We start from the raw sequence: 20,281 nt of genomic DNA, 5'->3' as shown, positions 1-20,281 counted from the left end.
GGAGGAGGAGACGACTGGCCTGCGAGGCACGACGGGCTCGCGGGTCTGGCGTCAGCCTTCCCACGAGGCCTCGGACCACCACACCCGACGGGTGTGGTGCGCTGGCAGGTCTTCGGACTCGCGGGCACATCCGACGCGTACTACGTCGGACGCCTACTGGCCGTCGCTTCCCAGATCTGCGATCCAGTGCTTGTGACGGCGGTCGTTCCCACTTACCGCTGCGGGGCAGTCCCGGATTCGCACCGGGTTCCCTCTTGCCTCCACGTGTCCGGCTGACACGCAGAACCAGCTACGCCAGCCACTATATATGGGAACTACATCCGTGCAACTCCCAACATGTGGATGTCTCACGTCGTCGCCGACGGGTCACGCAGCGGGCACGTCGCCCACCACGCCAGAGTCCCGAAACGCCCGAGGATCCGGTGATCGCGGCGGTCGAGGCTCAGCTCGCCGGGGGCGAGGCGAGAGCGTGCTCCATCTGGACACAGAGATCGTGGATGCACTGCTCGAGGCTCTCCCCGGTCTCCTTCTGCAGCAGGCCGAGGCTGAGCTCAGCGACCAGAAGAGCACCCCCGGCGAGCTCGCGCTCGTCGCTGAAGGATCCCAGGAGCTGCCGCGCGCCGTCGGCGTCGCCCCGGTTGCGAGCGGCGACGATGCCGGCGACCCGCTGCGCGGCGGCCACGACGGGGGCGAGCTCGGAGCGGCGCGAAGACTCGCTCACAGGATCAGCCCGGGCGTCTGATGGCGGGCCTTCTCGAAGCGGGCCTGGACGTCGGCCCAGTTCACGACGTTCCACCACTGCTTCACGAACGTCGCCTTGTCGTTCTTGTACTGCAGGTAGTACGCGTGCTCCCACATGTCGAGCATCAGCAGCGGGACCATGCAGATCGGCACGTTCCCCTGGTGGTCGAAGTGCTGGATGATGTACGGCCGCTGCGCGACCATGTCCCAGGTCAGCACGGACCAGCCGGATCCCTGGACGCCGAGAGCGTTGGCCTCGAAGTGGGCGCGGAACTTGTCGAAGCCGCCGAAGTACTCCTCGATCACCTGAGCGAGTTCGCCGGTCGGCTTGTCCCCACCGTCCGGGCTCATGTTGGGCCAGAACACCGAGTGGTTGACGTGGCCTCCGAGGTGGAAGGCGAGGTTCTTCTCCAGCGCCGAGAGGCCTCCGAAGGACTCGGCCTCGCGGGCCTCCGCGAGCTGCTCCACCGCGGTGTTGATGCCCTTGACATAGGTCGCGTGGTGCTTGTCGTGGTGCAGCTCCATGATCGCGCCGGAGATATAGGGCTCCAACGCCGCGTAGTCGTAGGGGAGGTCAGGGAGCGAGTAGTCGGCCATGATGCAAGCCTGTCGCTACTGCGAATCATTTGCAATAGTGACAGAGAACTCGCCTCCCTGAGCGCTGTGGTGGCCTTGGAAGGCTCGAACATCGGACAACGCCGCACGAGCGCCCAGGGTCGGCGAAACCTGGGTTGGTGACGTTGGGGCCGACGACAGGAAGCGCGAACGGGCACGCACGCTGCCTGGCAGGTCGAGTCCGCAGAGAGTCCGCAGGACGTCCGTCGCGGTCCCTCAACAACCGCTGTGACCGTTGACGACCATCGCGGCATCTGCGCAGGTCGAGCCAGGGTTTCGGGCACAATCGCTCATCTCCGTCAGCTGCCATCACGGCGTGGACGACTTCCCCTGGTACTACTGATCTCGCAGGGCTCCGCAGCTCAGAGGGCCGGCAGATGGCCGAACCGCGGCAGGCACGCCAGGGCCAGTGCCACCTCGGTCCGGCGCTCGGTGAGCGGGTGGCCGAGCAGCTCCTCGGCCTGGGCGAGGCGGTAGCGCACGGTGTTCTTGTGCACGAAGAGGTCCGTGGCGGCCAGCTCGACGCTGCCGCCGCGACGGAGGTAGGCCGCCACCGTCTCGCGTAGGCGCTCCACCAGCGGGGTGGCGTCCGCGAGCGCGCCGAGCTCGCGCTGGATCAGCGCGGCGACGGCCGCCTTGCGCCCCGCCGCGACACACGCGAGCTCGACGTCGGCGTACAGCGTGGTGGTGCCTGTCGCGGTCTCGGTCTCGATGGCGTGGCGCTGTGCGTCGACGGCCTCGCGATGGGAGGAGCGGAATGCCGCGAGCCCCGTGCCGGGCGTCCCTGCGCTGATGCTCACCCCGGATTCGGCGCCTTCGCGAACCTCGGCCAACGCCGCGCGAAGCCGCTCGTCCGTGAGCGGTCGCCTGGTCGCGACCCACGTCCAGATCTCGCCGCGTCCGGCCGGAAGGGTCAGGAGGCGGGCACCGACGGTCGTCGCCATCGCGTCGGCCGCGGCGGTCAGGGCGACCAGGTCGTCGGCGGTCTCGGTCGGCGTCCAGAGCACGAGCGCGAGGTGGGCGCCGCCCAGCGGATAGGTGAGCAGCCGGCTGGCGTCGTCGATCGCCACCTGATCGCCGCGCAGGATGGCCCGTACGGTCTCGCCCCGCTGGGCGAACGCACCGTGCAACGACGACTCGCGCTCGGCGTAGAAGACACCGACGAGGTGCTCGCTCGCCTGGTTGATCCAGGCGCCGCCGTGGTCCCAGAGGTAGACCAGCACCGCGGTCCGGTCGGGTCCGTCGGGCGGGACCGAGGCGGCGACCTCCCGGAAGAAGTCCCACACCGCCTCCGAGGCGACCCGGTAGACCTTCAGCAGGACGCCGAGCTCGAGGTTGCGGCGCGCGATCGACAGAGCGAGGTCGACGGCCTGCGGCGGGAGCAGGAGCTCCTGCTCCTCCCGCTCGAGCAGGCTCAGGAAGACCTGGAACTGCCGCTTCGTCGATGCGTGCAGCTCCGCGACGAGGACCGCATCGCCGGCGAGCTCGGGGATCTCGGCCAGGATCCGGCCGTTGACGTGCTCGACGAACTCCTCGAGGTTCTCCTCGCTGCTCGCTCCGGCGACGTACGCGCGCACCCAGGCTGCGAGCTCGGCGGCCTCGCTCGCGGTGGGGTCGGTCGACATCCACGCCTCCTCGCCTTGGACGTGAGTCCAATCGGACGGGGTGATTCTGGGGGTCGATACCAAGACGACGCAAGGCGCCTTGTGCTGGAATCTCACCGAACAGGCAGATGTGGCCTGCGTCACGTCCCGAACCAGGAGGCTCGTGCGATGCCGAACCCGCTCTCATTCGACTACATCGTCGTCGGCGCCGGAAGCGCCGGCGCGGTCGTCGCCCACCGCCTGAGCGAGGATCCGGCCACGTCCGTCCTGCTGTTGGAGGCGGGGCCCGCCAACGACGCGCTCGAGATCTCGATGCCGGCCGCGTTCCCGAACCTCTTCAAGACCAAGTGGGACTGGAACTACGAGACCACCCCGCAACCCGGCCTGCGCAGCCAGCGCGCCTTCTGGCCGCGGATGAAGGCCCTCGGCGGCTGCTCGTCGATGAACGCGATGATGTACGTGCGCGGCGCCCGCGCCGACTTCGACGGCTGGCAGCGCGACTTCGGCGCGGTCGGCTGGTCGTACGACGACGTCCTGCCGTACTTCCTGCGCTCCGAGCACAACACCCGCGGCTCCGGCGCCTTCCACAGCGACCAGGGCCTGCTCCACGTCGAGGATCGGCGCTACACGCACGAGACGACCCAGGCGTGGATCGCCTCGGCCCGTGCCGCGGGCCTGCCGGCCAACGACGACTTCAACGGCGCGACCCAGCTCGGCGCCGGGACCTACCAGGCGACCTGCCACCGTGGCCGACGGTGGTCGACCGCCGAGGCGTTCTTGGCGCAGGAGACGCGGCAGCGGTCCAACCTGACCGTGCTGACGGGCGCTCACGCGACCAAGGTGCTCCTCGAGGGGACCCGGGCGATCGGGGTCGCCTACCTCCACGACGGCGCCCACCAGACGGCGTGGGCGGACGCCGAGGTGGTCGTCTCCGGAGGTGCGATCAACTCACCGCAGCTGCTGATGCTCTCCGGGATCGGTCCGGGCGCCCACCTCGCCGAGCACGACATCGACGTCGTGGTCGATCTGCCGGGTGTCGGCGAGAACCTGCACGACCACCCCGTGACGCCGCTGATGTGGCGCACGAGCGGCAAGGACGTCGCCGTCGATCACGTGACCCCCGCACGCCTGATCCAGTGGCAGGCCACCGGGCGCGGACCGCTGTCGTCCAACATCGGCGAGACCGGCGGCTTCATCGAGACCCGCGACGGCCTCGAGGGGCCGGACATCCAGTTCATCGCCGCCCCCACGGGCTTCTACGACAACGGCCTGCGGGAGCCCGCCGGCTCGATGTTCACCACGGGCGTCACGCTGGTCGATGTCGCCAGCCGGGGCAGGCTGCGGCTGCGCGGCAGCAATCCGCTGTGGAAGCCGTCGATGGACCCGGCGTACTTCGCCGACCGGACCGACCTCGAGGCGATGCGGGCCGGCTGCCGGCGCGCGATCGAGATCGCCGACCAGGGCCCGCTGGCGAAGCTCCTGACCGCGCCGTTCCTGCGCGCCGACGACAGCGACGCGGCCGTCGACGACTTCATCGCCCAGTGGACCCAGACTCTGTTCCACCCGGTCGGCACCTGCACCATCGGCACGGGTGGGGACGCGGTGGTCGACCCCGAGCTCAGGGTGCACGGCGTCGAGGGGCTGCGCGTCGCCGACGCCTCGGTGATGCCGAAGGTGACCCGTGGCAACACCAACGCCCCGTCGATCATGATCGGGGAGAAGGCCGCCGACCTGCTCCGCGGCCGCACCGCCACCCGACAGAACGTCCGCACCCACCGTGCCGAGGAGGCCCTCCGATGACGACCGTGCTCCACCCCACCGACGACCAGGCGGAGCTCGCCACGTTCGACGTCCGCAACCCGGGAACCGGAGACGTCATCGGCACCTACCCGATCCACGGCGCGTCCGAGGTGGACGCCGCCGTCGAACGCGCCCGGCTGGCAGCCGAGTGGTGGCAGGGCATCGGGTACGGGGAGCGCCGCAAGCGGCTCGATCGCTTCCGCGGCGTGATCGCGCGCCGCATCCACCAGCTCGCCGGCGTCATCCACGAGGAGATGGGCAAGCCGCACAGCGACGCCGTCCTCGAGGTCGCGCTCGTCCTGGACCACCTCGCCTGGGCCGGGAAGAACGCCGCCAAGGTCCTCGGCAAGCGCGGCGCCAAGGCCGGGCTGCTGAACGCCAACCTCGGTGCCACCGTCGAGTACAAGGCGCTCGGCGTCATCGGCGTCATCGGCCCCTGGAACTATCCCGTCTTCACCCCGATGGGCTCGATCGTCTACGCCCTCGCGGCCGGGAACACCATCGTCTTCAAGCCCAGCGAGTTCACGCCCGGCGTGGGAGCGTGGCTCGTCGACGCGTTCAGCCAGGTGGTGCCCGAGCACCCGGTCCTCCAGCTGATCACCGGCGACGGCAGCACCGGCGCGGCGCTGTGCCGCAGCGGGGTCGACAAGGTCGCCTTCACCGGGTCGACCGCCACGGCCAAGCGCGTGATGGCTGCATGCGCCGAGAGCCTGACCCCGGTGGTCGCCGAGTGTGGCGGCAAGGACGCCCTGCTGGTGGACGCGGATGCGGACCTCGAGGCCGCGGCCGAGGCGGCCGCCTGGGGCGGCATCGCCAACGCGGGCCAGACCTGCATCGGCGTGGAGCGGATCTACGTGCACGAGCAGGTCTACGACCGCTTCGCCGAGCTGCTCTCCGGGGTGGTCGACGCGCTGCGGGCCGGGGCCGACGCCGGTGCGCTGATCGGGCCGATCACGATGCCCTCCCAGGTCGAGGTCATCCGTCGCCACCTCGACGACGCGCTCGCAGCCGGGGGGCGCGTCATCGCGGGCGGGCCGGGCTTCGACGCCCAGGTCGTCCAGCCCGCGGTGCTCGTCGACGTACCGGAGGACTGCAGCGCCGTCACCGAGGAGACCTTCGGGCCGACACTGGTCCTGCGGAAGGTGCGCGACATGGACGAGGCCGTCACCCTGACCAACGCCTCGCGCTACCACCTCGGCGCCTCGGTCTTCGGCAAGCGCAACGGCCGGGCGATCGCCGACCGGATCCGCTCCGGGATGGTCGCGGTCAACTCCGTGCTGACCTTCGCCGTCGTGCCGAGCATCCCCTTCGGAGGCGTCGGCGACTCGGGCTTCGGCCGGATCCACGGCGAGGACGGCCTGCGCGAGTTCTGCTACCCGCACGCGGTCGTGCGGCAGAAGTTCAAGGCTCCGCTCGCCCTGATGACGTTCGCCCGGACCGCCGCGACCGAGGAGAAGCTCGGCACGATCATCGCGCTCGTGCACGGCCGGAGATAGACCATGGCCGAGGGCCGCTGACGCTTCCCCTGCTACCAGCGGTCGGGCACGCTGACTCCATGGATTCCCGCGCTACCTGGCTGCTCACGAAGTCGGAGCGTGACAATCCGCAGACCACCCTCGACGCGCTCCACGACGGCGACGAGGCCTGGTCGACGGGCAACCTGGTCCGGCCACTCATCCACGGGGCGACGTACTTCCGCCATCTCTTCGACGCACTCGAGGCAACGCAGGCGGGGGATCTGGTCCTCTTCACGGACTGGCAGGGCGACGCCGACGAGCGGCTCACCGGCGAACCCGGCAGCGAGGTGGTCGAGGTGCTCGCCCGCGCGGATCGGCGAGGTGTGGCGGTGCACGGTCTGGTCTGGCGCTCCCACCTCGACCAGACCGGGTTCTTCGCCACCGAGAACCGCCACCTCGGCGAGCAGCTGCAGAAGCGTGGCGCCGAGGTGCTGCTCGACATGCGGGTGCGCGCGGGCGGGTCGCACCACCAGAAGTTCGTCGTGATCCGGCACCGGGATGACCCGACGCGTGACATCGCCTTCGTCGGCGGCATCGACCTCGCCCGCAACCGGCGCGATGATGCCGATCACCGTGGCGACCCGCAGTCCACGCCGCTGACCGAGGAGTACGGCGAGCACCCGCCGTGGCACGACGTGCAGGTAGCGATCCAGGGCCCCGCCGTGCATGACGTCGAGACGGTCTTCCGTGAGCGGTGGGACGATCCGGCGCCGCTCTCGGCCGCGCCCTGGCGACGGGCGGCCGACCGGCTGCGCGGGCTCGACGGTACCCCGGATCCGCTGCCCCAGCAGAGTCCTCCTCCACCTCCGGCGGGCGGCCACACGGTCCAGCTGCTGCGCACGTATCCCGACCTGCGCTTCGGTCGCGACTACCCGTTCGCCAACGGTGGCGAGCGCAGCGTGGCCCGTGGCTACGCCAAGGCCGTACGACGCGCGGAGCGGATCGTCTACGTCGAGGACCAGTACTTCTGGGGACACGACGTGGCGCGTCTCTTCGAGGATCAGCTTCGGAGCCGGCCCGACCTGCGGCTGATCGTGGTGATCCCGCTCTACCCCGACCTCGACGGTGCCAGCCGCACGCCCCAGCTGCTCGGTCGTCATCGCGCCCTCGGCCGGCTGATGCGGATCGCGCCGGGCCGGGTCGCGGCGTACGGGCTGGAGAACCGCGCAGGCACGCCCGTCTACGTGCACGCGAAGGTCTGCATCGTCGACGACCAGTGGGCGAGCACCGGCTCGGACAACTTCAGCCGCCGGTCGTGGACCCACGACTCCGAGCTCACCGCGGTCGTGCTGGACGAGGCCTACGCGCGCGACCTTCGCCTCACGCTCGCCGCCGAGCACCTCGACCGCCTCGACGACGTCGCCGTCGACGGTCTGGAGAAGGTGATGGACGACTGCCTCGATCCCGCTGGCATGTACGACGCGTACGCCGCCTGCGCCGATCGCCTCGACGCCTGGCACGCGTCCGGGCGATCGGACGAGCGTCCGCCGGGCCGCCTGCGGCGGTTGCCGCTGCCCCGGCTCTCCACCGTCCAACGCCTGTACGCCACCCCGCAGCTCGACACGCTGCACGACCCCGATGGACGCCCTCCGCGTTTGCGCGGGACCGACAGATTCTGAGCGGACGCCCGGGCGACGCCCGCTGGACCCGCAATCCGTCGCCGTCCGGCCCGCCTCAGTCCTCCTGGATGTAGACCAGCCCGTTGCCGAACGGGTCGTCGAAGAAGAACATCGGGCTGCCCTCCCCGATCGTGATCGGCTCGTCGTTGTGCACCGTGATGCCGGCCTCCTTGACCCGGTCGAAGGCGGCGCCGGCGTCCGTCGTGGCGAGCCGTACCGCCACCGGGATCTCGCTATCGGGCGGCAGCAGGACGATGCCGACCGACGAGCCCGGCGGCACCACCTCGATCATCCGTGCACCGGGCCACGGCTCGCCGTCGTAGCGCACCTCGCAGCCCAGCACGTCCCGATAGAACGCCAGCGCCCGGTCCTGGTCGGGCACCGGGATCGTCACGCTCAACACCCGCGTCGTCATCGCCATGGGCCCACCCTTCCACGACCGGGCCGTCCGGTCACCCGATCAGGCGCGGACCCGCTGCGCCGCCGCAGGGGCGAGCGGCCAGTTCTTACCGATCGGTGACGGATCGTCCGCCACCCTGTCGTGAGCCGTCGCGTCCTGCCACGTTGACGGGCATGGACCACGAAGAGAACCCCCTGGTCGCCGTCATCGGCGGCACCGGCTTCTACCGGTGGCTGGACGACTCCGCGCAGAGCGCGTCGGTCGATATCGAGACGCCGTACGGAGACCCGTCGGGGCCGATCACGCTGGGCACGGTCGGCGACCGGCGGGTCGCGTTCCTTCCCCGGCACGGGGAGGGGCACGCGATCCCACCGCACGGGATCAACCACCGGGCGAACCTGTGGGCGCTGCGGGCGCTCGGCGTACGACAGATCATCGCGCCGTGTGCCGTCGGCGGCCTGCGTCCCGACCGGGTCGCTCCCGGCGACATCGTGGTGCCCGACCAGCTCGTCGACCGGACCACCGGACGGGTGCAGACGTTCGTGGAGTCGGGTGCCACCCACGTGCCGTTCGCCGATCCGTACTGCCCCCGCGTCAGCGCGACGCTGACGCGAGCCGGCGAGGGCGTGCGGTCCGGGGGCACGATGGTGGTGATCGACGGACCGCGGTTCTCCACTCGCGCCGAGTCGCAGTGGTACGCCGCGCAGGGCTGGGACCTGGTCAACATGACCGGCCACCCGGAGGCCGTGCTGGCCCGTGAGATGCGGATCTGTTACGCCGCGCTGGCGCTCGTCACCGACCTCGATGCCGGCGTCGAGGCGGGGGAGGGCGTCGGGGAGGCCGATGTCTACGCCCGCTTCGCCGCGAACCTCGACCGGCTCGGCGGGATCCTCGCCGCCGCCATCGAGGGCCTCCCCGATCCGGGGGGATGCGCCTGCGACACCTGGGCGGCCGGGCTCCAGCTCGCGTACGACATCCCGACGGCCGCGCCCGCGGCGGCGGGAGCGTCGGCCTGATGCGCGTGCTGCTCACCGGCGCAGCCGGCTTCATCGGCAGCGCCGTCCGGCGCGAGCTGGAGGCCGGCGGACACGAGGTGGTCGGGATCGACCTGATGCTGCCCGAGGCGCACGGCCCGACGGCGATCCCGCCGGGCATCCGGCGTCTCGACGTACGCCTCGCCGCCACCGACCCGGCCTGGGCCGCTGCCCTCGAGGGCGTCGACGCGGTCTGCCACCAGGCTGCGGTCGTCGGCGCCGGCGTCGCCGTCGCCGATCTGCCGGCCTACGCCTCCCACAACGACCTGGGCACCGCAGCGCTGCTGGCGGCGATGGCCGCACGCGGCGTGCGCCGACTCGCCCTGGCCTCCTCGATGGTCGTGTACGGGGAGGGCCGCTACCGCTGTGCCGAGCACGGCCGCCAGCGACCGGGTCCGCGACCGATCAGCGCCCTGGCCGACGGGCGCTTCGACAACCCCTGCCCCCTCTGCGGCGGGGCCCTGGGCTGGGCACCCGTCCCGGAGGACGCGGGCTTCGAGCCGCGCAGCGCGTACGCCGCCAGCAAGGTCGCGCAGGAGCACTACGCGGCGGCGTGGGCGCGCCAGGCGGGCGGCGCGGTGGTCGCGCTGCGCTATCACAACGTCTACGGGCCCGGCATGCCCCGCGACACCCCGTACTCCGGCGTCGCGGCGATGTTCCGCTCCTCCCTCGAGCGCGGCGAGGCGCCGCAGGTCTTCGAGGACGGGCGCCAGGCCCGTGACTTCGTCCACGTCGAGGACGTCGCCCACACCAACGTGGCGGCCCTCGACGCCGCGGTGGCGGCACCCGACGAGCACGTGGCGGCCTACAACGTCGCCTCCGGGCACCCGATCACGATCGGCGAGGTCGCCGCCCTCCTGGGCGTCGGCACGGGCATCGCCCCCGAGACCACCGGCGGCTACCGCCTCGGCGACGTGCGGCACATCGTGGCCTCTCCGGCGCGGGCCGAGGCCGAGCTCGGCTTCCGGGCCCGGATCGACCCCGAGGTCGGGCTGCCCGCCTTCGCCAGCGCGCCCCTGCGCGAGAGTCACCAGCTGGTGTAGAGGAGGTGCTGCACGAGCAGCGCGGTGAGGACCTGGCCCGCGAGCGCCGGCCGCCGCCAGCCTCGCGGCAGCGCGACCAGCCCGAGCGTCAGCCACGGGACGAACGGCAGCCAGATCCGCTCCACCTCCGCCCGACTCATCTGCGACACGTCGGCGAGCACCACCGCGAGAGCGGCGGCACCGACCAGCGCCCGGACGACCCGGTCCGGCGGGTCGTCGTCCTCGCCCCGGCGTGCCCACGTCGCGGCGAGGCCGGCACCCACGAGGGGCCCGGCGCTCACCGCCAGCGCCGCCAGGTCGCCCCACGTCCAGTAGAGACCGGGCCGCCCCGAAGCGATCCCGTCCCAGTAGCGCTGGCGCAGGACCGGGTACGCCTCCCACCAGGCGAAGCCGCCGGCGGCGAAGGCCAGCACGACGCCGAGCGCCACCAGAGCGAGGACCGGGATCGGCCACCACGCTCGCGCCACCCACAGCACCGCGAGGGCCATCACGGCCACGAGCACCAGCCCGTACGACATCATCACCGTCGCCCCGAACCCGAGGCCGGCCACGAGGGCCCACGGCCAGCCACGGGCGGCCCCCCGCGCGGTGGCGCGGGCGAGACAGGCCATCGACCACGCGACCACGACCGCCATCACCGCGTCTGCCGACACCGCGAGGAAGACGGCCGCCGGCGTCCACACGAGGTAGGCCGCGGCCCGTCGGGCCACCGCCTCGCGATCCAGCGCCCGCAGGGTCACCAGGACCGCGAGTGGCAGGGTGGCGGCCAGTGCGATCACGACCAGCCCGGCGGCCAGGTCGCCCCCGAGCCCGAGCCGGACCAGACCGACGAAGAACAGCACCATCCCCGGCGGGTGCCCGGCGAGGTGGACGGGCCAGTGGTCGGCGGCGTCGAGAGGGATCCGGTCGATGTAGCCCGTCAGCAGGGCGTGCACGTCGTCGACCTGCCGTGCCGAGCGCAGGTACTCGTCCGGGTTCCCCAACACCCGGCTGATGCCCGAGGGTCCGTCCACCAGGGCCAGGCTGGACAGCCACGCGAGACCGGCGACGTAGGCCGCCGCCAGAAGCCTGCCCCAGGTCAGCCGGGCGGCCAGCGCGGGCGCCCAGCACACCGCCGCGGCAGCGAGGGCGAGGGCCGGCACCGTCCCCGGCCCGACCTTCGGGTCCCACAGGGCGTGCAGAGGCGCGACGCCGTGCGAGGTGTCGGCTCGGGCATGGACCTGCCAGCCGGTCGCCCACGGCACCACGACGGCCAGCCCGATGAGCAGGAGCGTGGCCGTCAGACCGATCCAGGGCGCCCTCGTCATGACCGTGACCCTAGGAATCGCGGAGCCGTCAGGCATCAGCTCGGTCGGTGCCGTCACCGGACCGTAAGGATTGGACGCCCCGTCGACGGCCCGCCGTTCCTACGTTGGTCGACATGGCACTCCCCACCCCGGCACCACCCGACTGCGAGGTCATCCTGCCCTGTCTCGACGAGGGCCCGGCGCTGCGCGAGCTGCTGCCGCGGGTTCCGCGGGGGCTCGGCGTGATCGTGGTGGACAACGGCTCCCGCGACGACACCGCGGCGGTAGCCCGCTCCCACGGCGCACGGGTGGTGAGCGAGCCGCGACGCGGGTACGGCGCCGCGGTCCACGCCGGGCTCGAGGCGGCGACCGCGCCGTACGTCGTGGTGATGGACGGCGACGGCTCCCTCGATCCGGGAGAGATCGTGCCGCTGCTGGCGCGGGTGCGCTTCGGCGAGGCCGATCTGGCGCTCGGACGACGGGTGCCCGCACGGCGCGGGATCTGGCCCTGGCACGCCCGCCTCGGCAACGCGCTCGTCCTGGCCCTCCTGCGGCGCCGGATCGGACTGCAGGTGCGCGACATCGGCCCGCTGCGAGCGGCGCGGCGCGAGTCGCTGCTGGAGCTCGGCGTCGCCGACCGCGGCATGGGCTACCCGGTCGAGCTGCTCGACCGGGCCACCCGGGCCGGCTGGCGGATCGTCGAGCAGGACGTGCGCTACCTCCCGCGAGCCGTCGGGACCCGGTCGAAGGTCTCCGGCTCCTTGCGCGGGACCGTGCGGACGGCCCGCGACTTCTGGCGGGTGCTCGCATGAGCGGGCTCGCCCACGTCGACACCCGGGAGGCAGACCGGACCCCGAGTCCAGCCCCGGCTCCGGCCCCGACCCGAGCCCCGACCCTGCTCGTCGTCGCGAAGGCCCCCGTCCCCGGTGCGGCGAAGACCCGGCTGGCCGCCGATCTGGACGATCCCGTCCTGGCCGCCGAGCTCGCGGCCGCGGCCCTGCTCGACACCATCGCAGCGGGCAACGCCCTCGGCGGTCCGCGCCGGATCGCGCTCGTCGGGGACCTGGACGCCGGGCTTCGCGGTCCGGAGATCCGCCGGGCGCTCGTCGGCTGGGAGATCGTCGGCCAGCGTGGCGACGGGCTCGGTCGGCGCCTGGCCGCCGCGCACGCCGACGTCGGTGGTCCGACCCTGCAGGTCGGGATGGACACGCCCCAGCTCACCGCGGCCCTCCTGGGTGCGGTCGCCGCCGGGCTCCGGGACCACGACGCGGTCCTCGGACCCGCCACCGACGGGGGCTGGTGGGTGCTGGCGCTGCGTGACGGGCGGCGGGCGAGGTCGCTGGCCGACGTGCCCATGTCGACGCCGACGACGTACGCGGACACCCGTACCGCTCTCCTCGACGCCGGTCTCACCGTCGCGCCGGCGCCGGCCCTCACCGACGTCGACCACCTCGACGACGCGCTCGCGGCGGCCGCTTCGGCCCCGTCGACGGAGTTCGCGCGCTGCGTCCGGCGCCGGATCGGGAAGGTCGCCGGATGAGCCTGGCACCGGTCACCGTCCCGTCGGCCGACCTGACCGCGGAGGAGGTGTTCGCGCACGCGTTGCGCGGCGAGCCGACGTACCTGGTCGGACCGTCCGTCGGCCCGCGGGCCGCGGATCCGCTGCCCGTCGCGGACTGGACCCGGGCCGCCGACGCCGAGGACCGGGCGCTGGTGCGGCTGTGCCGGGGGAGCACCCTCGACGTCGGATGCGGTCCCGGCCGGATGACCGAGCAGCTCGGCCGGAGCGGGCACGTGACGCTCGGGATCGACCTCGTGCACGAGGCGGTCCACCAGACGGTCCGGCGCGGCGCACCCGCCCTGAGGCGCGACGTGTTCGGGCCCATCCCTGGAGAGGGACGATGGGACACCGTCCTGCTCGCCGACGGCAACATCGGCATCGGAGGCGACCCCGCGGTCCTGCTCGGCCGCGTCCGCGGCCTGCTCGCCCCGCAGGGGCGGATCGTCGTCGAGGTCGGGCCGCCGGGCGCCAGGTCCGGACGGTTCCGCGCCCGGCTGGCCTGCGACTGCGGCACGAGCGACCCGTTCCCGTGGGCGATCGTCGGCATCGACGCCGCCACGCCCCTGGCGCACCGGGTCGGGCTCGCCGTCGCGCACCAGGTACGGCTGGGCGAGCGGTGGGCCGTCGTCCTCGAGGAGCCCTGATGACGGTCCGGCTCCCGGCCCGGCCCCACGTCCCGGTGCCGCGCGAGGAGGCCTTCTCCTCGCGGCTGCGCAGCGCGGTCGTGGCGGCGCGGGTCGGGCTGTGGCTGGGCGTCTGCTTCGGCATGGCGTTCGTGACCGGTCTGATCAGCCACTACGCGCAGGCGCCCCATCAGCCGGTGCCGTTCCCCCGCGACCCGGTGTGGCTCTACCGCGTCACCCAGGGCCTCCACGTCGCCACCGGCACGGCGGCGATCCCGCTGCTCCTGGTCAAGCTGTGGGCGGTCTACCCCAAGCTGTTCGCGCCGTTGCCGCGTCGCCTGCGCGACGTCGTCCTGGTGGGTCTCGAGCGCGGCTCGATCGCGGTGCTGGTGGCCGGCTCGATCCTCGAGCTGGCCATCGGCCTGATGAACGTCGCGCAGTGGTACGCCTGGGACTTCAGCTTCAAGCGGGTCCACTACGCGCTCGCCTTCGTCGTGATCGGCTCCCTGCTGATCCATATCGCGGTGAAGCTGCCGGTCATCCGGGAGGCGCTCGGCGCCGACCTGGAGGACACCGGGGCGGACCGCCCACACGCGACCCGCGCCGGAGCGATCAGCCGCCGCGGCCTGCTGCGGACCACCTGGGGTGCCGCGCTGCTCGCGGCCCTCGTCGGCAGCGGCACGGCGGGGACCATCCGCGGCATCGACCGCCTCGCGGTCCTGTCCCCGCGCTCGCGGCGCTCGGGCATCCCGATCAACCGGACCGCCACCCAGGTCGGTGTGGTGGCCTCGGCGACCAGCGGCTCGTATCGATGCGAGGTGACGGATGGCGATGTCGTCGCGCGGTTCTCGCGAGCCGAGCTGCTCGCGCTGCCGCAGGCCACCCACGTCCTGCCGATCGCGTGCGTCGAGGGCTGGAGTGCCGACGGGACCTGGACGGGAGTCCCGCTGCGGACCCTGCTCGACCGCGCCGGCGTCCGGCGTGGCCGCGACCTCCGGGTGCACTCGCTGCAGGAGAGCGGCGCGGACCGGTCCAGCGTGCTTCCGGCGTACGTCGCGGACGACGAGCGCACCCTCGTCGCGCTGCTCCTCGACGGGGAGCCGCTCTCATTGGATCACGGCTACCCGGCGCGGCTGATCGCGCCGGATCGCCCGGGCACGCTCCAGACCAAGTGGATCAGCCGGATCGAGGCCCTCTGATGGACCGCGTCCGAGCGGGCCTGATCGCCGTCGCGCTGGCCCTGATGGCGTACGGCGGATGGCTGCTCCTCCACACCCAGCGACCGGCCCAGCTCGCCCAGGCGGCGACGTGGGCCGTGGTCGCGGTCGTCCTGCACGACGGCCTGATCGCGCCGCTCGCCCTGCTGCTGGGCTGGCTCGGCGAGCGGTCGCTTCCCCGCACCGTGGCGAGCGCGGCGACGGTGGCCCTCGTCCTGGCCGGGGCCGTGACCATCGTCGCGATCCCCGTCCTCGACGGCTACGCGGCAGGCGGACCCAACCACACCCTGCTCGACCGCGACTACGTCGGCGGCTGGCTGCTCGTGGTCGCGCTGATCGTCGTCGGGGCGGCCGTCGGCGCCGCGTGCTCGGGTCTGGTCCACCGATTCCACCGATCCCGAGGGAGAATGGCGCATGGCTCGCGTGCTCGTCGTCGATGACGACCTGACGGTTCGCGAGGTGCTCGCGTCCTACCTCCGCGCCCACCGGCACGACGCCGTCGAGGCCGGCGACGGCGAGGAGGCGCTGCGGCTGATGCGGGAGCGACCGGCCGACCTCGTCGTCCTCGACCTGATGCTGCCCGGCATCGACGGGCTCGAGGTCACCCGCCGACTGCGTGCGATGGGCGACGTCCCGATCATCATGCTCACCGCGCTCGGCAACGAGGCCGACCGCGTGGTGGGGCTGGAGCTCGGGGCGGACGACTACGTCGGCAAGCCGTTCAGCCCCCGCGAGCTGGCCCTGCGGGTCGACTCCGTGCTGCGGCGTACGTCGGGATCCTCGGCCGGGAGCGGCGGTGTCGTCCGGGACGGCGCCCTCGTCGTCGACGGTGATCGCCACATCGCCACCCTCGCCGGCGAGCCACTGCCGCTGACCACCCGCGAGTTCGCGCTGCTGCGCTTCCTGGTGGGCCATCCGGGCACCGCGTACACCCGCGAGGACCTGCTCCAGCACGTCTGGGGCTGGAGCATCGGCGATCGCTCGACGGTCACGGTCCACGTGCGGCGACTGCGCGAGAAGCTCGAGGACGACCCGACCCGCCCGACCCGTCTGATGACGGTGTGGGGCGTGGGCTACCGCTGGGAGGCGAGCGCATGACCACCGGCGCGACGCTGGAGATCGTCGCCGTCTCGCTCGGCTGCGCGCTCGCGGTGGGAGCGGTCGGCCTCTGGGTGGCCTGGCTGATCCGCCGGCGCTCGCTGCGCTGGCAGCTGCTGCTGGTCGCCGTCGTGGCCGCCCTCGGCGCGTACGCCGGCGCCCTGGCCATCGCCCAGCTGATGTTCCTCTCCCCGCACGACCTGACCGTGATGACGCTGGTCAGCAGCGTCTCGGCGGTCGTCGCCATCGCGGTCGCGGCGATGGTCGGCCGCGCCGCCGGAGGATGGTCCGCCGCGCTGCACGAGCAGGTCCGCGGCCTCGAACTCGGCACACCCTCCCCGGTCAACGACCGGGCTCCGGCCGAGGTCCGGGCGCTCTCGGCGGAGCTCGCCGAGACCCAGCAGCGGCTGGAGACCAGCAGGCAGCGCGAGCTGCGGCTCGAGGAGTCACGGCGCGAGCTGGTGTCCTGGGTCTCCCACGACCTGCGTACGCCGCTGGCCGGGCTGCGGGCCATGGCCGAGGCGCTCGAGGACGGCATCGCCGCCGACCCCGACCGGTTCCACCGGCAGATCCGGGCCGAGGTCGACCGGATGGCCGCGATGGTGGACGACCTCTTCGAGCTGTCCCGGATCCACGCGGGCGTCCTCAAGCTCAACCCGACCACGCTCGCGCTCAGCGACCTCGTCAGCGAGGCGCTCGCCGGGGCCGCCCCGGTCGCGACGGCCCGCAGCATCCGCATCGACGGGAGCGTCGATGCGGGTCTCGAGGTCAGCGCCGATCCCGCGGGCCTCTCCCGGGTGCTCTCGAACCTGCTGATGAACGCGATCAGGCACACCCCCGCCGATGGCGTCGTCGAGGTCACCGGACGCCGACACGGGGACGCCGTCGAGCTGTCGGTCAGCGACGGCTGCGGAGGCCTGCGACCCGCCGAGCTGCACCGGGTCTTCGACCTGGGCTGGCAGGGGGATCAGGCGCGCACCCGGGCCGACAACGCATCCGGGCAGGGTGCCGGGCTCGGGCTGGCGATCGTGAAGGGCATCGTGGAGGCCCACAGCGGCCGCGTGCGGGTGGAGAACGTCGAGAGCAGCGGGGGCTGCCGGTTCTCGGTGCTGCTCCCCGGGCTCGTCTGACTCCGTGCGCGCGGCGGACGGCGGCACAGCCGCGTACGGGCTAGAGCTGCGGCGCGTCCCAGGTGGACAGGCAGAACGGATGTCCGGCGGGGTCGGCGTACACGAGGCAGTGATCGGAGTTGGGCTGGAAGGCCAGGCGGGTCGCGCCGGCGGCGAGCACGCGGGCCTCGGTGGCGGCGAGGTCGTCGACGAAGAAGTCGAGGTGCATCTGCATGGGGACCTCCGATCCCGGCCACACCGGCGCGCGGAAGTCGGCGACCTGCTGGAAGCCGATGGCGCCGCTCGGCCCGCTGACCGTCGCCCAGTGCGAGCTCCCGGCGACGACACCGCCGGTGACCTCCGCGTAGAAGCGTGCGAGCTCGAGCGCGTCGGGCGCGTTGACGGTGACGCCGCTCAGACGGATCGCATCCGACATCACTCGACCGCCATCGCCTCGTAGGCGGGCGTGAGCTCGATCCAGCGCGCCCTCCAGGTCGGCGAGGGAGCCGTCGCCGACCAGCCGTCCGGATGCGCCGAGGAGCCCAGGCTCAGCGATCGACCGAGGTCCTCGAGATGGACCTGCCAACCGGCCCCGTGGAAGTGGAGCTTGTCGAGCTCGAGGCCTCGCTCCTCGACCACCAGGCGGGCCCCTTCGCCCTCCGCGCTGAGCCACGCCTCCAGCTCCCCTTCCTGCTCGGTGCCCGGATCGGTGGTGAGCAGGAGGTGGTGGGGCGCCTCGCACGCCTCGATGCGCGCAGGGCCGGTCCAGGTGCTGGTGAAGGTCAGGTCGATCATGCCGCCGACGCTGAGGTCGCCGGAGACCTGGGCCAGCCAGCGCGCGAGACGCTCGGGCGACGTACAGGCCTCCCAGAGATCGTCGACACCGGTCTCGTAGACCTGCTCGACGCGCACCGCGCCGCGGGTCGCGCCGAGCGCCCGCATGGTTGCCTTGGTGTTCGTGCTGCTCATCGGCGTGCCTTCTTTCCTCGCGCGATCTCGGTGGTGAGGGCATCGAGGCGGTGGTGCCACAGAGCCCGGTAGCCCTCCAGCCAGTCGTCGACCTCGATGAGCGCTTCGGGGCGCAGTCGGTAGATGCGCCGCTGCGCGTCCTGGCGTACGTCGACCAGGCCGGCCTCGCGCAGCACCCGCAGGTGCCGCGAGACGCCCGGTCGCGCGATCGGCAAGGCCTCGGCAAGCTCGCCGGCGGTGGCCTCGTGATCGCGCAGGATCTCGAGAACGGTGCGACGGCTGGGGTCGGCCAGCGCCTGGAGTACGGCGTCCACGACAGTGAGCGTAACCATCGTGTTATGTATCGTCAAGGGTACATAACACGAGCCGTGGGCTCGGCTGCGCTCAGCCGAGGGCCGCGGTGACGACCGCCTTGGCCTCCTCCTGCACCTGGGCGAGATGCTCGGGTCCCCGGAAGGACTCGGCGTAGATCTTGTAGACGTCCTCGGTGCCCGAGGGGCGCGCGGCGAACCACGCCGACTCGGTCGTCACCTTCAGCCCGCCGATCGCCGCGCCGTTCCCAGGAGCGGTGGTCAGCTTCGCCGTGATCGGCTCGCCGGCCAGCTCGGAGGCAGCCACGTCGTCGGGCGAGAGCCGGGCGAGTGCCGCCTTCTCCTCACGGGTCGCCGCGGCATCGATGCGCGCGTACGCGGGCTCGCCGTGGGTCGCGACCAGCTCGCGGTAGCGCTGCGAGGGGGTCTTGCCCGAGGTCGCCAGGATCTCCGAGGCGAGCAGCGCCAGGATGATGCCGTCCTTGTCGGTCGTCCACGGCGAGCCGTCGCGCCGCAGGAACGACGCCCCCGCCGACTCCTCCCCGCCGAAGCCGAACGACCCGTCCAGCAGCCCGTCGACGAACCACTTGAAGCCCACCGGCACCTCGACGAGGGGCTTGTCGAGCGATGCCGCGACCCGATCGATCATCGAGCTCGACACCAGCGTCTTGCCGATCCGCGCGGTCGCGGGCCAGCCCGGCCGCGCTCCGCCGAAGAGGTGGTCGATCGCGACAGCGAGGAAGTGGTTGGGGTTCATCAGCCCGGCCTCGGGCGTGACGATGCCGTGCCGGTCCGAATCGGCATCGTTGCCCGTGCTGATGTCGAAGTCGGCCCGGCGCTCGACCAGGGACGCCATCGAGTACGGCGAGGAGCAGTCCATCCGGATCTTCGCGTCCCAGTCGAGGGTCATGAAGCGCCACGTCGGGTCGACGACCGGGTTGACCACCGTCAGGTCGAGCGCGTGCTGCTCGCCGATCCGGGCCCAGTAGTCCACGGAGGCGCCGCCGAGCGGGTCGGCGCCGATCCGCACGCCGGCGGTCCGGATCGCGTCGAGGTCGACGACGTGGGGCAGCGCGTCGGCGTACGCCCCGAGGAAGTCGTATGAGGTGATCGCGCGGGTGGCGCGCTCGTACGGGACCCGGCGCACGTCGCGCAGCCCGCCGCGGATGATCTCGTTGGCGCGCCGGGCGATCCAGGCCGTCGCGTCGGTGTCGGCGGGCCCGCCGTGCGGCGGGTTGTACTTGAAGCCGCCGTCGGTCGGCGGGTTGTGGGACGGCGTCACCACGATGCCGTCGGCCAGGCCCGACGACCTCTCGGCGATGGAGCCCGTCGTGGTCCTGCCCCGGTTGGCGGTGATGATCGCCAGCGAGACCGCCGGGGTCGGCTGGTAGCCCCCCTGTGCCAGCACCGTCACGTCGTTGCCGACCAGCACCTCGATCGCCGAGGCGTAGGCGGGCTCGGAGAGGGCGTGCGTGTCGCGGCCGAGGAAGAGCGGGCCGTCGTACCCCTGCTCGCGCCGGTACTCGCAGATCGCCTGGGTGGTGGCGAGGATGTGGTGCTCGTTGAACGACGTCTTCAGCGAGGACCCGCGGTGGCCGGAGGTGCCGAAGGCGACCTGCTGGGCCGGGTCGTCGAGATCGGGCGTACGCGTGAAGTAGGCGGTGACCAGCTGCGGCACGTCGACCAGGTCGGCGAGCGTGGCCGCGGTGCCGGCGCGTGGATCAGTCATCGGGT

The 20,281-nt window shown here is 72.6% G+C and carries 21 protein-coding genes and 1 riboswitch; of the genes, 12 read left to right on the top strand and 9 right to left on the bottom strand.

The window, feature by feature from the left end; translation table 11 throughout:
* Window positions 1-86: 86 nt before the first annotated feature.
* Window positions 87-305, bottom strand: a riboswitch (cobalamin riboswitch).
* 137 nt (window positions 306-442) lie between these two features.
* From ACZ5L9_RS06075 to ACZ5L9_RS06065, 3 genes are all read right to left on the bottom strand, one after another.
* On the bottom strand, window positions 443-721 hold the full coding sequence (locus ACZ5L9_RS06075) for a hypothetical protein (RefSeq protein ID WP_464535038.1): 279 nt from the start codon (window positions 719-721) through the stop codon (window positions 443-445).
* Window positions 718-1,338, bottom strand: a complete 621-nt coding sequence (locus tag ACZ5L9_RS06070) for a superoxide dismutase (protein WP_464535035.1) — start codon at window positions 1,336-1,338, stop codon at window positions 718-720. The genes ACZ5L9_RS06075 and ACZ5L9_RS06070 overlap by 4 nt, the downstream gene beginning before the upstream one ends.
* Before the next feature lie 380 nt (window positions 1,339-1,718).
* Window positions 1,719-2,981, bottom strand: a complete 1,263-nt coding sequence (locus tag ACZ5L9_RS06065; RefSeq protein ID WP_464535032.1) for a PucR family transcriptional regulator — start codon at window positions 2,979-2,981, stop codon at window positions 1,719-1,721.
* 147 nt (window positions 2,982-3,128) lie between these two features.
* Between ACZ5L9_RS06065 and ACZ5L9_RS06060 the strand changes: the two genes are divergently transcribed.
* The 3 genes from ACZ5L9_RS06060 to ACZ5L9_RS06050 are packed head-to-tail and all read left to right on the top strand — an operon-like array spanning window position 3,129 to window position 7,896.
* Window positions 3,129-4,760 (top strand): GMC family oxidoreductase, encoded by a 1,632-nt coding sequence (locus ACZ5L9_RS06060; RefSeq protein ID WP_464535029.1) that lies wholly within the window; start codon window positions 3,129-3,131, stop codon window positions 4,758-4,760.
* The gene (locus tag ACZ5L9_RS06055; protein ID WP_464535026.1) at window positions 4,757-6,256 is read left to right on the top strand and encodes an aldehyde dehydrogenase family protein; all 1,500 of its coding nucleotides are present in this window, start codon (window positions 4,757-4,759) and stop codon (window positions 6,254-6,256) included. The genes ACZ5L9_RS06060 and ACZ5L9_RS06055 overlap by 4 nt, the downstream gene beginning before the upstream one ends.
* A gap of 59 nt (window positions 6,257-6,315) precedes the next feature.
* Window positions 6,316-7,896, top strand: coding sequence for a phospholipase D-like domain-containing protein (locus tag ACZ5L9_RS06050; RefSeq protein ID WP_464535024.1), 1,581 nt, complete (start codon window positions 6,316-6,318; stop codon window positions 7,894-7,896).
* A 55-nt stretch (window positions 7,897-7,951) separates the two neighbouring features.
* On the opposite strand, the gene ACZ5L9_RS06045 is transcribed toward ACZ5L9_RS06050, so the two are convergent.
* Window positions 7,952-8,317 (bottom strand): VOC family protein, encoded by a 366-nt coding sequence (locus tag ACZ5L9_RS06045; protein ID WP_464535021.1) that lies wholly within the window; start codon window positions 8,315-8,317, stop codon window positions 7,952-7,954.
* Between the two features lie 152 nt (window positions 8,318-8,469).
* Between ACZ5L9_RS06045 and ACZ5L9_RS06040 the strand changes: the two genes are divergently transcribed.
* Both ACZ5L9_RS06040 and ACZ5L9_RS06035 read left to right on the top strand, forming a co-directional pair.
* On the top strand, window positions 8,470-9,312 hold the full coding sequence (locus ACZ5L9_RS06040; RefSeq protein ID WP_464535018.1) for an S-methyl-5'-thioadenosine phosphorylase: 843 nt from the start codon (window positions 8,470-8,472) through the stop codon (window positions 9,310-9,312).
* Window positions 9,312-10,373: an NAD-dependent epimerase/dehydratase family protein gene (locus ACZ5L9_RS06035; RefSeq protein ID WP_464535015.1), complete on the top strand. Its 1,062-nt coding sequence runs from the start codon at window positions 9,312-9,314 to the stop codon at window positions 10,371-10,373. Before ACZ5L9_RS06040 ends, ACZ5L9_RS06035 begins: the two co-directional genes overlap by 1 nt.
* Here the strand turns inward: ACZ5L9_RS06035 and ACZ5L9_RS06030 are convergent.
* Window positions 10,358-11,680: a hypothetical protein gene (locus tag ACZ5L9_RS06030; protein ID WP_464535013.1), complete on the bottom strand. Its 1,323-nt coding sequence runs from the start codon at window positions 11,678-11,680 to the stop codon at window positions 10,358-10,360. The two genes, ACZ5L9_RS06035 and ACZ5L9_RS06030, sit on opposite strands and share 16 nt — an antisense overlap.
* A gap of 113 nt (window positions 11,681-11,793) precedes the next feature.
* On the opposite strand from ACZ5L9_RS06030, the gene ACZ5L9_RS06025 reads away from it, so the two are divergent.
* From ACZ5L9_RS06025 to ACZ5L9_RS05995, 7 genes are read left to right on the top strand one after another with little or no spacing between them, the layout of a single operon-like run.
* Window positions 11,794-12,471 (top strand): glycosyltransferase family 2 protein, encoded by a 678-nt coding sequence (locus tag ACZ5L9_RS06025; protein ID WP_464535011.1) that lies wholly within the window; start codon window positions 11,794-11,796, stop codon window positions 12,469-12,471.
* Window positions 12,468-13,199, top strand: coding sequence for a TIGR04282 family arsenosugar biosynthesis glycosyltransferase (locus tag ACZ5L9_RS06020; RefSeq protein ID WP_464535009.1), 732 nt, complete (start codon window positions 12,468-12,470; stop codon window positions 13,197-13,199). The genes ACZ5L9_RS06025 and ACZ5L9_RS06020 overlap by 4 nt, the downstream gene beginning before the upstream one ends.
* Window positions 13,196-13,864, top strand: a complete 669-nt coding sequence (locus tag ACZ5L9_RS06015) for a methyltransferase domain-containing protein (protein WP_464535006.1) — start codon at window positions 13,196-13,198, stop codon at window positions 13,862-13,864. Before ACZ5L9_RS06020 ends, ACZ5L9_RS06015 begins: the two co-directional genes overlap by 4 nt.
* Complete coding sequence (locus ACZ5L9_RS06010) at window positions 13,864-15,042, top strand: molybdopterin-dependent oxidoreductase (RefSeq protein WP_464535002.1); 1,179 nt, start codon at window positions 13,864-13,866, stop codon at window positions 15,040-15,042. The genes ACZ5L9_RS06015 and ACZ5L9_RS06010 overlap by 1 nt, the downstream gene beginning before the upstream one ends.
* Window positions 15,042-15,500: a hypothetical protein gene (locus ACZ5L9_RS06005; RefSeq protein ID WP_464535000.1), complete on the top strand. Its 459-nt coding sequence runs from the start codon at window positions 15,042-15,044 to the stop codon at window positions 15,498-15,500. Before ACZ5L9_RS06010 ends, ACZ5L9_RS06005 begins: the two co-directional genes overlap by 1 nt.
* Entirely contained in the window at window positions 15,475-16,158 is a 684-nt protein-coding gene (locus tag ACZ5L9_RS06000) for a response regulator transcription factor (protein ID WP_464534998.1), read from the top strand. Before ACZ5L9_RS06005 ends, ACZ5L9_RS06000 begins: the two co-directional genes overlap by 26 nt.
* Window positions 16,155-17,288, top strand: a complete 1,134-nt coding sequence (locus ACZ5L9_RS05995) for a sensor histidine kinase (protein ID WP_464534996.1) — start codon at window positions 16,155-16,157, stop codon at window positions 17,286-17,288. Before ACZ5L9_RS06000 ends, ACZ5L9_RS05995 begins: the two co-directional genes overlap by 4 nt.
* 40 nt (window positions 17,289-17,328) lie before the next feature.
* Here the strand turns inward: ACZ5L9_RS05995 and ACZ5L9_RS05990 are convergent, their stop codons facing one another.
* The 4 genes from ACZ5L9_RS05990 to pgm all read right to left on the bottom strand — a co-directional run bounded on the left by ACZ5L9_RS05990 (window position 17,329) and on the right by pgm (window position 20,276).
* Window positions 17,329-17,703: a VOC family protein gene (locus tag ACZ5L9_RS05990; RefSeq protein WP_464534994.1), complete on the bottom strand. Its 375-nt coding sequence runs from the start codon at window positions 17,701-17,703 to the stop codon at window positions 17,329-17,331.
* Window positions 17,703-18,236 carry an SRPBCC domain-containing protein gene (locus ACZ5L9_RS05985; RefSeq protein ID WP_464534992.1) on the bottom strand — a complete coding sequence of 178 codons (534 nt, stop codon included), beginning with the start codon at window positions 18,234-18,236 and terminating at the stop codon, window positions 17,703-17,705. The genes ACZ5L9_RS05990 and ACZ5L9_RS05985 overlap by 1 nt, the downstream gene beginning before the upstream one ends.
* Entirely contained in the window at window positions 18,233-18,550 is a 318-nt protein-coding gene (locus tag ACZ5L9_RS05980; RefSeq protein WP_464534989.1) for an ArsR/SmtB family transcription factor, read from the bottom strand. The genes ACZ5L9_RS05985 and ACZ5L9_RS05980 overlap by 4 nt, the downstream gene beginning before the upstream one ends.
* Window positions 18,551-18,620: 70 nt before the next feature.
* Window positions 18,621-20,276, bottom strand: a complete 1,656-nt coding sequence (gene pgm, locus ACZ5L9_RS05975; RefSeq protein ID WP_464534987.1) for a phosphoglucomutase (alpha-D-glucose-1,6-bisphosphate-dependent) — start codon at window positions 20,274-20,276, stop codon at window positions 18,621-18,623.
* Window positions 20,277-20,281 lie beyond the last annotated feature (5 nt).

The sequence above is a fragment of the Nocardioides sp. JCM 18998 genome, assembly GCF_055391535.1.
The sequence above is the reverse complement of the archived record's forward strand: the minus strand, read 5'-3'. Positions and strand labels throughout refer to the sequence as shown.